Below are 14,068 nucleotides of genomic sequence, written 5' to 3'. Positions count from 1 at the left end.
CACGACCAAACGGAAGCGATGACGATGGGCGATCGCATCGCGGTGATGAATCACGGAAAAATCCAGCAAATCGCTGCACCGTTGGAACTTTACAACCAGCCAGCCAACCGCTTCGTGGCAGAATTCATTGGTTCGCCGCCGATGAACTTTTTGCCGGTGCAAGTGAAAGCACCTCTCCTCATTACCCATTCTCAATTTCGGCTCACTCTCCCCGATGTTTGGGCGTCAGCACTGCAAAAATACGACGGGCAATCCCTGAGTTTAGGCATCCGTCCCGAACACTTGATCGTTGGCGTTCCCGCCCCCAAAAATCTCCAAGTGCGAGTAGATTTGGTGGAAGCACTAGGCAACGAAACTTATTTATCTGCCACTCTCCTAGAGTCAGCGATCGCATATCCCTTACAGGTACGCATTCCACCAGACAAAGCGGTGCGAATTGGCGATCGCTTGTGGTTATCGCTGATGCCAGAGAAAATTCATTTCTTCGATCCACAGACTGGCATCGCAATTCCCTCGCGTTAGTTGGATTTTTGCGATTTAGCAAGACTTTTTTCGGCAATAAGCTGTTGGGTACTATTCGCTCATCTACCACTTACCAAAAGAGCATCTTCCCCCGCTATAGGCATAAACTCAGAAAATAATTTTTACCCATAACAACCGAACTCATTCAATCCAAAATCCAAAATTCACATAACCCCATGACAACTCTCAACGCCCGCAATTTATCTCTAGATGATGTTCATCGTCTTTTAAACTTTCAGGAGCAGTACAATGGTTTTTTCACACCGTTGTTATCTTTAGAACCTCTAACAGAGTTTGAACAGCAAGAACTATTACAAATTTGGGATGACTTTCGCCACTATTTAACAGCAGGAAAAGTGCTGGAAGGACAGGTAAAGCTTCTTACCGTTGCTCCGTTACTGCGATTAGCTGGCTTTTACCGCTACCCTATCCACATTAGCTTGGAAGAGGGTATCGCAGATATCAATATCACAGATGAAGACACCATCATTACAGGACGGTTGGATATTTTAGCCGTCAAGAAAACTCACCAGACAACAGCTAACGTGTCTTTTTGGGTTTTGGTCATTGAAGCTAAAAACAGTCAGGTTGAAGCTTTCACGGGTCTTCCTCAACTCCTTACCTATGCCCATAAAAGTTTAGAACATCAAACATCCGTTTGGGGACTAACGACAAACGGGCTGCGATATCAATTAGTGTATATTCAGCGGGGAAATCCCCCGACTTATCTGCTAATGCCAGAGTTGAACTTGATTGATTCTGAGCGTTTAACCCAATTACTACAAGTTCTCAAAGCTATCTGTAAAGTCATAGGCTAGTCAGTAGTTATCTGAGCTATGGCAGCACGCTCGCGTATTCTTTCAATTAACTTTAAAAAGCGGCTTCCATCTTTACACTGGCTGTTTTTGTAAACTTCCTATCACTTCTAATAGTTCGCTAGGTTTGTCAATCAAAAAATCTGGGTGATGTTTGGCTAAAACTTCTTTTGAATTAAAACCCCAACTAACTGAAATTACTTTTATCCGGCTTTTTCTTGCCGCTTCGATATCTCTTGTTTCATCTCCAACATAAACCATCTCATTAATTTGCATATCTTGTTTTTTAGAAAAACTATTAATTACTTTGTGTTTTCCAAAAATCGTTGGGGCTGAATAAATAAAATCAAATAAGTCTATAAAATCATTCTGCTTCAAAAAAATCGAAACATTTTCCTTGGAATTAGATGTTATAATCCCTAATCGGTACCCCAGATTTTTTAACTCTGTAAAAGTTTCTTTAATACCTGGAAAAGGTTTTAAATCTTGAACCTGATTATGTAATCTTGTTCTAACTTTCCTAAGTAGAAAGGGTAACTTAAAGATAGAAACCCCAGAAAATTTAATAATTTGGCTAGAACTTAAATTTTTAATCTTTTCGATATCTTCTAGACTGACTGGCTGATGCCCGAATTCTACGGCTAAACGATTAGTAATATTCACGACGGCATCAAGGCTATCAGCAATTGTGCCATCGAAATCAAAAATTATGACTTTTACGGTCATTGTTTTGGGTGTATCTCAACTTGGGCTGAATTTTGTCTTGTGTAGTGCCTACTTGCTGGCGCTATGTCATACGTCGAGTGGTGCTTTTGCTTCCAAATTTGCCCTAGCATTGCGCCGCAACATCTCTGGTTTGATCCGCCGCAGCGCTGAGGCGGGAAATCGACGATCCCACTCTTCATCGGAAATTTCCGCTAATTCGCTTAGAAGGGGAGCTACATTGCCAGAATACGGCTGAAAATCGGCAACATCCGTAGGCTGAGCAAAACGCTGATTCCAAGGGCAAACATCCTGGCAGATATCGCAACCAGCAACCCAGCCTTGCAGAGGAGATGCGATCGCTTGCACTCCGTCCTGCTTCGCTAACGGTTTCGCTTCGCTTAGCGCATCTGGTAACTTTTCAGCCCGATTCTCAATTGTGTGGTAAGCGATGCACCGATTGGCGTCTATGACAAAGGGCTGGGTAATTGCCCCCGTGGGACAAGCATCGATACAACGAGTACAAGTGCCACAGTGTTCAGTATGGGGCAAGTCAGGCGTTAAGTCGAGGTTAGTCAATACTTCCCCTAAAAATACCCAAGAACCATACTCGCGCGTAATGACATTTCCATTCTTGGCAATCCAACCAATTCCAGCTTGTTGTGCCCAAACTTTATCTTGCACGGGACCAGTATCAGCATAGTAACGCGCAGAGATGCCTTCTCCCTGCTCTTGCAGCCAAGTGGTGAGAGCTTTCAGCTTTTTATGCAGGATCTTGTGATAATCGCGTCCCCAGCCATAGCGGGAGATTTTGGCATATTCCTTACCTTCGGGACGCTGGTGAGGCGTGTAATAGTTGAGGGCAAGACAAATTAGCGATCGCACTTCTGGCATGACTAGATGGATATCTTGCCGCTTAGGATTCGCCATCCATTCCATGTCCGCCTGATAGCCTTGTGCCAGCCATGCCTGCAACCGCTGTACTTCCATCTCTGCTCCATCTACAGCCGCGATTCCTGCCTTGTGGAATCCCAACTCCAAGGCTTTTTGCTTCACTTCGCGACTACTGACGGGTACTTTCACTGGCAACGATAGCGATCGCATCTGACTCGAATCATTATAGTTTCTCGGATTTCGGTTTTGCACCTAGCGGTTGAAACCGCAGCAACACAGATGCAAAAGCAGGAAAGTTCTGAACAATCCCTCCAGAAGCGCAGGTGCGAACCTGCTGTTTTGTTTAATACTGATCGGTGTGGTTTGTAGGAAATGCCATGACACCAGCTGACGATCTAGTTTTAACTTCGGAATCTGAATTTACCACTGAGCTGACAATTGCCGGAATAACAGAGCCTGTCGTGCTGCGCTATTTTGAAACGATGAATGCAGGAGACTTTGAAGCAACTGCTGCTTTGTTTGCAGAGGATGGGGAAATGAATCCCCCATTTGAGTCGCCGATTGTGGGACATGATGCGATCGCATCTTACCTGCAAGCAGAAGCCAAGGGCATGACTCTCTGCCCCCGTGAAGGAATTGCCGAAACTCTAGAAGATGGCAACACGCAGATTCAGGTTAGCGGTAAGGTACAAACTCCCGTTTTTGGCGTCAATGTCTCCTGGATATTTATCCTCAATCCACAGCGTCAAATTATTTTTACCCGGATCAAACTATTAGCATCTCCCCAAGAGTTACTGAACTTACGCCGTTGATTACGCGCTTAGATAAGGATTTTTACCTCGATCCCAGGTTTAGCCTGGGATCGAGTCATTTTATAAGTCAACTCTTCTTTGTGAAACTTATAAATTTCCTGTAAAACGATCGCTATTCGCTTTACTTTTTTTAACAAAAAGAGGCGATGCCACTCCATTGACCCGGCTCGCCTAGATCGATGTGCTGGTTCCTATTAAAAAACCTCAGGCTATCCAGCTCATGAGGTCAGAAAATACCCGGTTAAAAGCTCTGTTTGGTTCCTAATTATGTCTATTTTTTGGGCACCCTGATGGCATAAAAAACCATCAATCCCACGATGCTATGCTTTTGTCGCTTCTGGCAAACTCGCTTCTAACTTCAAACAGTTACGACCGTTTACTTGTAAGCGATACTCTACTCGATCCATTAACCTATTCATAATCAGCCACCCATAACCGCTTTCCTGTTTATCATTCGGGGTAGGCGGGAGATAAGTTGATAAGTCAAATCCCTGACCGTGATCCCAAATTTCGAGAGCAATATCCCGATTTTTTAGTTCTAGGCGAATTAGCACGGGCAAATTTGGTTGCTCCTTATGAGCATGACGCACCACATTCGAGTATGCTTCCACCAAAGCCAATCGCAAGCGATTCGATTGACGAGGCCAATCCACCGAGTCGGTCAGTTCGACTTCCAAACATCCCAGTAGCCAGCTTTCAACAATTGTTAAAAACTTCAAATCACTTGGTATGTGCAGCTCCGTTTTCATGTACTTAAAGAACCTCCAGAGAGAGTATAGTTTGGTCGTCTTCCTGAACGTTATTGGTGTGTTCTCGAATCCGCGCGAGTAAGTTATTCAAATCGAAAGGTACTGGCTCAAGGCATACAAGTTTCCAAAGCCCATCTTGTGTCAGCATACTACTCGTACCTTCAAAGCTGCCAGTGGTAACTTCTGCCGTCGGCGCGATCTCCGAAGCAGTATGTCGAAGGCTACTTTCTTGGGTGACAGTCGCCTCGGTAATCCCGTCACTCGTCAGTAGCAGAATTTCACCTGAATTTAAGGTCAGTTGCCCCTGCTTAGCTTTCCAGATGGGTAAAATTCCCAAAGGGATGCCGCGAGTCTTGAGAAAATTTGGTTCCAGCGCCGAGTCTGAAGTAGGTGCCGCTCTTTGTTGCACGACTTCCCGATTAGACCAGACTAAGGGATAGATGTGACCGGCGTTGGCATATACCAGCTCTTGAGTGGCTGGGGTATAACGAGCCAGCACCATCGTGATAAAGCAGTTGGTGCTGACGAGATCGTTGGACATAATGCTGTTAAGATTCCGCATGACGACATCTGGCTCCGGAGAAATTTCCTGAGCAAGTTCCCGGCGCAGAATAGAAATTGCACTTGCCATAAATAGAGCCGCTGGGACGCCTTTCCCAGAGACATCTCCCACTGCCAGCCAAACATCGCCTTGGGGATGGACGTACACTTCAAAAAAATCACCCCCCACTTCTCTAGCGGCGACGCAGCAGGCTTGCACCTGCATCCCTTCTACTTCAGGCCAACTTTGGCGGAGGAGGTTATTTTGAATTTGACGAGCGACTTCTAGTTCGGCACGCATTTGCTGAGCCTGCTGCTGCGTGCGCTGGTAGAGTTTCGCCTGAGAAAGCGCCAAAGCGGCTTGTTCGGCGACGCCTTCTATCAGCTGAACTTCGTCGGGTGCCCAGAGGCGATCGCTATTTTCTTGATAGAGGCAGAGAACCGCTAGCACCTGCTGCTGGAAGATCAGCGGCACTCCTAACTGAGTGGAACGCCTTCCCTCTTGTTCGCCTTGGGCAAGTTGGATTTTGCGACTTTCCAGGGCTGCTTGGAGTAAGGAGTCTGAGTCGTGTTCCGGTACTGGGGGTTCTGTATCCTCGCTCGGCTCATTTGGAGTTGGATAGAAAAAAATTTCGCTGGTCAAGCGATCGCTCTCTACGGGTCGCAGAACGCAATAACTCGCCTCAAAAGCTTGCCCAATGGTATTGGCAACGGTTTGCAGCATACTCTGGTAATCTAGCGACTCCCGAATTGCCGTTGTCACCGCATTCAAGAGTTCTTCTCGGCGCAAGGCTCGGCGCAGTTCGTTCGTCCTTTGCTTCAGCACGCGGTAAGTTTCCGCGGCTTGTTGAACCACTGCTTTTAAGTTCTCCGGGTTCCAGGGTTTGGTGATGTACTTAAACACCTGACCGGAGTTAATCGCATCGACTAAATCTTCGACATCCGTGTAGCCGGTTAGGAGAATCCGGATGGTATCGGGAAAGCGCTCAACTGTTTTACTTAAAAATTCGGTTCCATTCATTTGGGGCATGCGCTGGTCAGAAATAATCACAGCCATTTCCCCTTCCGTGTCCAAAACTTGAATGGCGCTGAAGGCACTGTCGGCTTTGAAGACGCGAAAATCTCGCCGAAATGTCCGATAAAGTAAATCTAGGTTGTCATGCTCGTCATCAACCACCATCAGTTTGAGTTTGCTCCCTTCTGCCTGACTCATCGGCACACTCCGCTTCCCGCTTAATTAGATCATCGACAGCTTGAGGGGATTTTCACTCCTCATCCCTTGCCTGCATATCGCATTCCCGGAGCAAAATCCGGTTCTCGCTTTTATTTCTCGTGATGCTGCTGATTGATGATTCGATAGAATAACAGCTTTGAGGGCATTCTGAGACGCCCATTGACTAAGGTTTGTTACTCGACCAACTGACTACGGGTTAAATACCGCTGCCAGGATATAGAGGCGAGCATAGCTGCCAGGTTGTGGCAGCTACAGAGGGTTCACCGATGTCAAGCCAAGCAGAAGTCAACTCATACCGAGCGCCCGATCCTCCACAAGCAAAGGTATTTATCCGACTAAGCCAGAGCGTAGAGCACGCACCGCCGCTTGGGTGCGGTCATCGGCACACAGCTTGTTCAAAATATTCCGGACGTGGGTTTTGACAGTTCCGACAGTGATGTAGAGCTTTTCCGCGATCGCGGCATTGCTGCACCCTTCAACAATCAGCTGCAAAACTTCTAATTCCCGTTCCGTCAGCGGATAAGCTTCAATTAGCTGGCTGTATTCCGGTTCGGTGGCATTGATAATCACCGTTTTGGATATGGCTGCTTGATCCAATCCTGTCTGACTAGATCGAGTTTGCTGCAAGACAATCCGGGCGATCGCTGGGTCGATCCAGCCGTTGCCTTCGTGCGTCACTTGCAGCGCTTCGAGCAACTTATCAAAACTAATGTTTTTCATGCAGTAGGAATCTGCACCTGCTGCAAATGCCGCCAATACCGCTTCTTCGTCATCTTGTAAAGTCAACACCAGTATCTTGGTATGACCCCCATCCTCCGAAGCCACCTGCCATTCCCTAAACGTCCTCGTCAATTCAATTCCGTCCATATCGGGCAGGCCAATATCGACAATCGCCACATCTGGCTTGGTCGTTTCCAGTAATTTCAGACCTTCAGTGGCATTGGCGGCTTCACCTACAAATTCAATTTCCCCGCGCTGTTGCAGCGCTGTCCGGATGCCGACCCTAGTCAGGTCGTGGTCTTCAATTAAAGCGACGCGAATTTGACTCATCTTCTCTTCCACACTTTGCAATTCTATGGACTTTCTAAAAATAAAGATTTCCTAAAGAGTTTGCAGTCGTCAATCTACTGCCATTCTTTGCGTGTTCTAGTATTAGTAATTTATACCCTCCTCATCTGTTTGAGGTGATATTTTTACTGGCGGGGACATGGCAAACCTAACCATAAACCAAAGCTTGAGCGCGGCAGTCTTTTAAAGGGGACAGTTTGGCAATTGGTCAATTTTAGTACGAGTGTACGATCGATAACTGCAACAAACCACTAACCATCTGGATTTTACCTTTCTGCTGGAGCGCACAATGCGGTTTTTTTTGGTTGAGTCAGGTGGCTGAACTGGGAAAATGCCTTGCTCAACATCACCAGACGTGGCAGACAGCAGAATCTCAGATTTTTACTTGCCAATGGCAGCACGAGCAGCCCAGAGTTCAACTACCGCTGGTATGAGTATACCGGGTTGGCAGCATGAGAATCATCCGGGCTGGAGAATTCTTTAAAGGAATCTCTTTGCCAAACCGTCTAGAGCCGAAGCAGCGAGCATAGATAGCTCGTTCAGTTACACCCCGATCCCAGGACTGTACCTGTTACAGAACCGGATTGTGTCGGCTTTGGACTTGGCAAGTTGGGCGATCGCTTTCTTCATCAGTAGCCACTCACTCGTTATCAGCCACCATCTACACTTTCACTGGGACAGCACCCAAGTTAGTTAAGCTAAAAGCTTAAGCTAAAAGTCAAAGCTTGCAATGGCTCCTTCTGGAACTCAATACCTACACCTTCTTTGGTCCGATCTTCCCGTGCGTCGGCGAGGTGCCCTGATCATCGCCATCCCGATCATGTGTCTTTTAACGTCGGTGGTGGTATTTGCTGGGCTGCAACGCAGTACTGCAACGGCGCAAAATTATGTTGACAAAACGCAGAAGGTGCTATTACAAGCCAATCGCTTGCTCACAGCGATAGTGGATGCCGAGACAGGGGTTCGGGGTTATGCCTTAACTTACCGCCCGGAATATCTGGAACCTTATAACGCAGCGATCGCAAGCATTCCTCAATTCCTCCAAGAACTGGATAATTCCGTCAAAGATAAGCCGCAACAGCTGCAACGAGTCCAGCAGCTTCAAAAGCTGGTACGGCAAAAAGTCAGCATAATGAACCAGAATGTGGCTCGGATAAAAGTCGTCAAGCAGGGAAATGCTGGCAGTTTCCGATTGGAGCCTCAAGCCAAAACCACGATGGATGCCATTCGTCGGCAAATTGCCCTGTTCTCCGCCGAGGAAGCTCGTTTGCTTGACCAGCGCAGCCGAGACTTAAAGCATCAGCAGCGAATTACCATTGGCGTACTCAGCGCCACAGCAACACTCGGTCTTCTGGGATCGCTAGCAGCGGTGTATCTGTTCGATCAGCTCGACCGGGAACTGGCAGGACAACAAACGGGTTTGCGTGAAAGTAACATTCGCATCCGTGCCATTTTAGACAATGTGGTAGATGGGATTATCACTATCAACGATCAAGGTCATATTGAGTCTTTTAATCAAGCTGCTACCTTAATGTTTGGGTACGAACCCGCCGAAGCGATTGGCAAAAACCTGAAACTCTTGGTGGCGCAGCCCTTCAGCGGTGATAGCATCCAGGCGCTCAACCACTTTGTGGGCAACAACCCAGTCAAAATGCGGCAACTGCAAGAAACGGTAGGACGCCGCAAGAATGGCACCACGTTCCCAATGGAGTTAGCGTTTAGCGAGATACATTCTTACAATCAGCGCTTGCTGATTGGGATTATGCGGGACATTACGGATCGCCAGCAAGCTGAGGAAATGCTGCGAAAACAAGCGACATTGCTGGATCTGGCAAATGACGCGATTTTGGTGCGCGATCGCGACGATCGGATTACTTATTGGAATCTGGGGGCAGAACGGCTGTACGGTTGGACAAAGAAAGAAGCCCTCGGTCAATACGCCCACGAACTCTTGAGAACCGAATTTCCCCCCAATATCGAAGAAATCGACGAAATGTTTCTTCACGACGGGTATTGGAAAGGCGAACTGCTCGACACTAAGCGCGATGGTACGCAGATTCGCGTTTCTAGCCGATGGACATTGCAGACAGACGATGAGGGCGAACCCTTAGCGACCCTGGAAATCAACAGCGACATCACCGAACGCAAACAAGCAGAAGAAGATTTGCGATCGCGTGCAGGGGAATTAGCCCGCCTAAGCGCCATCCTTGCCCAAACCAATATTGCTTTAGAGAAACGCAACCAAGAACTCGATCAGTTTGCCTATATTGTCTCCCACGACCTCAAAGCACCGCTGAGAGCGATCGCTAATCTCTCCACTTGGATTGAAGAAGACATCTCCGACCAACTGACTGAAGAAACTAGGCACAATCTGGACTTAATGCGATCGCGCGTTCATCGCATGGAAGCGCTGATCAATGGCGTCCTTCAATATTCCCGCGTTGGGCGTATAAAGGCGTCTGTGGAATGGGTGGATGTGGAAAAACTTCTCGCAGAGGTCATTGACACCCTCGCACCGCCACCGGCTTTTACCATCGCCGTAAACCCTGGAATGCCTACCCTACGCACCGAACGCTTGCCCCTACAACAGGTGTTTGCCAATCTGATTAGCAACGCGATTAAACACAACCCCCAAACAGAGGGACAAGTGACAATATCGGTTCAAGACCAAAGTAACTTTTATGAGTTTGCCGTGGCAGATAACGGGCCAGGAATTGCCTCCGAATATCACGAGAAAGTTTTTGCCATCTTTGAGACTTTACAAGCTCGCGATATCGTCGAAAACACGGGCATCGGTCTAACCCTGGTCAAAAAAATTGTTGAAACCCAAGGAGGAACCATCTGGGTAGAATCTCAAGCAGGCAAAGGAGCAACCTTTCGCTTTACCTGGTCGAAATCGGTTCTGAGTACCTAAACTCATCTCAGGCACCCGTCTTAAGCTGGCGGTTGAAAGCGCGTCTAAACATCCCAGAGGCGTTCAATCTTCTCCCCTCTCCGTGAAGGTCGAGGGGCTGGGGGTGAGGTTCCTTCTTGCACTCAAGAGAGAACTGCGATAAACAAAACCATCCTTGCTTAGGCGTACAAAAGTACCAATTCAAAAACTTTTGGTCTGCATCTAATGCGAGTTTTAAATCTTCGATTGGTACTAAAACTTACTTTTTTACTTTCGTTAAAACTTAAACTTTTTTTTAAATTCAAGCCTTTAGTAAGGATTCCTTAATCTAGATTCGATAGAGTAACGGTGCAAATTGTAGATGCCGAATCTCTATAATCGTCCCTATGGCTGATGCTACGTCAGGGTTGATTCTACTAAAAAGCAACTACAAAAACTCTGGCGCGAATTAACAAGCCAGGGCTAGGCTAACGCCTCGCTCCGAAGACACGCGATCGCAACTCCAACTCAATTGCGCGGACTTTCTGGAGCGAGTTCTATAATACTGGATGCAATCCGACTGAACACAGCGGAAAACCCTAGGCAATCGATCACCTTCCTAGTGGTTGATGCCTGAGAAAGTGGTTTTATGGCAATTTGTGTTTAGAAGGATGAAACTTTTGCCAGGGGTAGGCTTCCAGGTAATGCGTTACGGTATCGCTCTATTAGCGGTGACACTAGCACTGCTAATTAAACTGATTCTAAACATTCTAACTGGTGGAAAAGAAACTCCTTTTCTAATACTTTTTGCTGCCATATTGGTGGGCATCTGGTACGGTGGCACGAAACTCGGTCTGTGGAGCGCTGTTTTAGCGGCTTTCGCCAATGTCAAAAAGTACCCAGAGGCGGGAAGCCCAAGCGAAAATTCCGTTTTGGAAACGAGGCTGGCGAGTGCTGTTAGCAATTATCCTCAGATGTCTCTAAAAACGCCAGACCGAAGCCGCGATCGCTCCTGGGAGGAAATGCTCAGCGATCGCGGCTTCTTACAGCCAACTCCAACGGCATCGGGAGATGAACTGCACAAACTCAACTTCCATCTAGAAAACTCACCCTTAGCACTCATCGAGTGGGACAGCAACTTTCGAGTGGCGAGGTGGTCGCGGGAAGCTGAAGCGCTCTTCGGATGGGGAAGCGCCGAAGTAACGGGTAAACATCCTCAGGAATGGCAATTTATCTACGCCGAAGATGTAGCAGCAGTCAATGATGAGATCGGACGGTTGCTCAAAGGCAGCGAAGGGCGCAGCGTGTCCCAAAACCGTAACTATACAAAAGATGGCTCGATTGTCTACTGCGAGTGGTACAACTCTGCTTTGCTCGATGAATCGGGTCGCTTGATGTCAGTGTTATCTCTGGTTCTGGATGTTACCAGTCGGCAGCAAACGCAAGCAGCGCTACATACGAGCGAGGAGCGACTGCGATTGTCCCTGGAGGCAGGACGGATGGGGATCTGGGACTGGAATATCCTCACCGGGGAGCTGACGTGGTCAGAGACTCTAGAACGCATGCACGGTTTACTTCCCGGAACTTTTGCCGGTACGTTTGCCGCCTTCCTAGAAGTAGTGCATCCAGAGGATCGGGATTCCTTGAAAAAGGCGATCGCTCAGTCAGTCGAGCAGAAGACTGACTTTGAGCTTGAATTTCGCATCGTTTGGCCTGACAGTAGCATCCACTGGATCTCTGGAAAAGGTCAGGTTTTGTGCGACGAAACCGGCAAGGCAGTACGCACGATTGGGGTGGGTACGGACATCAGCGAAAGCCATCGGCACGCTACGCTACGCCAGCGAATTAACGAACAACAGCACTTTTTGGGTGAAGCGACGACCCTGCTGACTAGCTCCCTTGACTATCAAACTACCTTAGAAACCCTGGCTCATCTAGCAGTTCCCCAGCTAGCTGACTGGTGTTCTATCGATATGCTCGACGAAAATCAAACAATTCGCCGACTGGCGGTTGTCCATCAAGACCCATCGAAGGTCGATTGGGCTTACCAATTGCAGGAGCGCTACCCGCCCGATCCCGATGAATCTTATGGTCTCCCCAACGTTTTACGCACGGGTCAGGCAGAGTTATACGCGGAGGTTCCCGACTCCCTCCTGGTAGAGGCGGCTCGCGATCCCGAACACCTAGAAATCTTGAGACAGATAGGCTTTACATCGGCAATGGTGGTGCCCCTGGTAGCTCGCGGACGCACCTTGGGGGCAATTACCTTTACCTCAGCCGAGTCGGGTCGTCGCTACGGTCAGGCTGACCTGACCTTTGCCTGCGAACTTGCCCGTCGCGCCGCTTTAGCTGTTGACAACGCGGGTCTGTTTAAAACGCTGCAACAAGAACTCGCAGAGCGTCAGCGAACGGAGGCGGCATTGCGGGAGAGCGAAGAACGCTTCCGCACGATGGCAGATAGTGCCCCCGTCTTGTTATGGGTGGCAGATCGGGATGGGCGGTGTCATTTCTTCAATCAGCGTTGGCTGAGCTTCCGAGGGCGAACCTTGGAGGAAGAACTCGACAAAGGTTGGGCAGAAGGCGTGCATCCAGAGGATTTGCAGCGCTGTTTGGATACTTATCGGGCGGCTGCTCATGTCCGGAAAACTTTCCAAATGGAGTACCGTCTGTTGCGGGCAGATGGGCAGTATCGCTGGGTCTTAGATACCGGAACGCCACGATTTTTGGCGGATGGGAGTTTTGCGGGTTATATTGGCTCGTGTATTGACATTACTGAGCGAAAATTTGCCGAAGAAGCTTTGCGCGATCGCGCGGCGGAATTAGCCCGTCTGAGTACCATCCTCACTAAAACCAACGCCGCTTTAGAAAAACGCAACGCCGAACTCGACCACTTCGCTTATATTGTTTCCCACGATCTCAAGGCACCTCTAAGAGCGATCGCTAACCTCTCCACTTGGATTGAAGAAGACCTACTCGACTTTCTAAATCCGGAAACCCAGCAGAATATGAATTTACTGCGGGGGCGCGTTCATCGGATGGAAGCTCTAATCAACGGTCTTTTGCAGTATTCTCGTGTGGGGCGGGTCAAGACCTTTGTGGATCTTGTGGACGTTGACACCCTACTAGCAGAAGTTATCAACACGCTTGCACCTCCACCCACGTTCGCTATCACCATCCAGCCCGGAATGCCTACCTTCCACACCGAGCGTTTGCCCTTAGAACAAGTGTTTGCAAATCTGCTCAGCAATTGCTTCAAACACCACCCTCGGTTGGATGGAAGCGCGACCATATCAGTACAAGATAAAGAAACATTCTATGAATTTGCCGTGGCAGATGATGGGTGTGGGATCGCTCCGGAATATCATGAAAAAATTTTTGTCATGTTTCAAACTCTGGAGGCACGAGATAAGGTAGAAAACACCGGCGTGGGACTCGCCATCGTTAAGAAAATCATCGAAAACAAAGGAGGAACCATTCGCCTGGAATCTCAAGTCAATCAAGGGTCAACTTTCTACTTTACCTGGCCCAAACAACCCAGTAGTAACAATTCGCTTTTTGTCTAGATATGGATATCACTAATAAAAAAATGAATAAAAAAATAATAATCAATCGTTTTTTAAATCATGGTAGATAAGATGACAAACCTTTTGCTAGTTGATGACGACGAAGTTGATGTGATGACCGTAAAACGGGCATTCAAAAAAAATAATATTCAAAATCCCTTCTATGTTGCCAATAACGGGCTAGAAGCACTAGCTATGTTGCGGGGGACTGACGATTCAACAAAGGTTCCGCGAGAGCGGCGGCTGGTCTTACTCGACTTGAATATGCCCAAAATGGGTGGAATTGAATTTTTGCGT

The 14,068-nt window shown here is 48.0% G+C and carries 11 protein-coding genes; 6 read left to right on the top strand and 5 right to left on the bottom strand.

Features of this window, described 5'->3' with window-relative positions; translation table 11 throughout:
- Both H6F50_RS06055 and H6F50_RS06050 read left to right on the top strand, forming a co-directional pair.
- The coding region (locus H6F50_RS06055; RefSeq protein ID WP_190427453.1) for a TOBE domain-containing protein at positions 1-522 on the top strand (522 nt) is incomplete at its 5' end.
- 176 nt (positions 523-698) lie between these two features.
- Positions 699-1,340, top strand: a complete 642-nt coding sequence (locus H6F50_RS06050) for a restriction endonuclease subunit R (protein WP_190427450.1) — start codon at positions 699-701, stop codon at positions 1,338-1,340.
- A gap of 72 nt (positions 1,341-1,412) precedes the next feature.
- On the opposite strand, the gene H6F50_RS06045 is transcribed toward H6F50_RS06050, so the two are convergent.
- The gene (locus H6F50_RS06045) at positions 1,413-2,063 is read right to left on the bottom strand and encodes an HAD-IA family hydrolase (RefSeq protein ID WP_190413601.1); all 651 of its coding nucleotides are present in this window, start codon (positions 2,061-2,063) and stop codon (positions 1,413-1,415) included.
- Between the two features lie 66 nt (positions 2,064-2,129).
- The gene (gene queG / locus H6F50_RS06040; protein WP_190427447.1) at positions 2,130-3,143 is read right to left on the bottom strand and encodes a tRNA epoxyqueuosine(34) reductase QueG; all 1,014 of its coding nucleotides are present in this window, start codon (positions 3,141-3,143) and stop codon (positions 2,130-2,132) included.
- Between the two features lie 167 nt (positions 3,144-3,310).
- On the opposite strand from queG, the gene H6F50_RS06035 reads away from it, so the two are divergent.
- Positions 3,311-3,745 carry a ketosteroid isomerase family protein gene (locus tag H6F50_RS06035; RefSeq protein ID WP_190427444.1) on the top strand — a complete coding sequence of 145 codons (435 nt, stop codon included), beginning with the start codon at positions 3,311-3,313 and terminating at the stop codon, positions 3,743-3,745.
- A gap of 320 nt (positions 3,746-4,065) precedes the next feature.
- Here the strand turns inward: H6F50_RS06035 and H6F50_RS06030 are convergent, their stop codons facing one another.
- From H6F50_RS06030 to H6F50_RS06020, 3 genes are all read right to left on the bottom strand, one after another.
- Positions 4,066-4,494 (bottom strand): anti-sigma regulatory factor, encoded by a 429-nt coding sequence (locus H6F50_RS06030; RefSeq protein ID WP_190413607.1) that lies wholly within the window; start codon positions 4,492-4,494, stop codon positions 4,066-4,068.
- A gap of 4 nt (positions 4,495-4,498) precedes the next feature.
- Positions 4,499-6,247, bottom strand: a complete 1,749-nt coding sequence (locus tag H6F50_RS06025) for a SpoIIE family protein phosphatase (RefSeq protein WP_190427441.1) — start codon at positions 6,245-6,247, stop codon at positions 4,499-4,501.
- 348 nt (positions 6,248-6,595) lie between these two features.
- Positions 6,596-7,318, bottom strand: coding sequence for a response regulator transcription factor (locus H6F50_RS06020; RefSeq protein ID WP_190413611.1), 723 nt, complete (start codon positions 7,316-7,318; stop codon positions 6,596-6,598).
- Between the two features lie 748 nt (positions 7,319-8,066).
- On the opposite strand from H6F50_RS06020, the gene H6F50_RS06015 reads away from it, so the two are divergent.
- The 3 genes from H6F50_RS06015 to H6F50_RS06005 all read left to right on the top strand — a co-directional run.
- Positions 8,067-10,250, top strand: coding sequence for a PAS domain S-box protein (locus H6F50_RS06015; RefSeq protein WP_190427438.1), 2,184 nt, complete (start codon positions 8,067-8,069; stop codon positions 10,248-10,250).
- A 629-nt stretch (positions 10,251-10,879) separates the two neighbouring features.
- On the top strand, positions 10,880-13,771 hold the full coding sequence (locus tag H6F50_RS06010; RefSeq protein ID WP_190427435.1) for a PAS domain-containing protein: 2,892 nt from the start codon (positions 10,880-10,882) through the stop codon (positions 13,769-13,771).
- A gap of 60 nt (positions 13,772-13,831) precedes the next feature.
- Positions 13,832-14,068 (top strand): response regulator (locus H6F50_RS06005; protein ID WP_190427433.1); only part of this gene is annotated, 237 nt, incomplete at its 3' end.

The sequence above is a fragment of the Coleofasciculus sp. FACHB-712 genome (assembly GCF_014695635.1).
In the GTDB taxonomy this organism is placed as follows: Bacteria; Cyanobacteriota; Cyanobacteriia; order Cyanobacteriales; family FACHB-T130; genus FACHB-T130.
The sequence above is the reverse complement of the archived record's forward strand: the minus strand, read 5'-3'. Positions and strand labels throughout refer to the sequence as shown.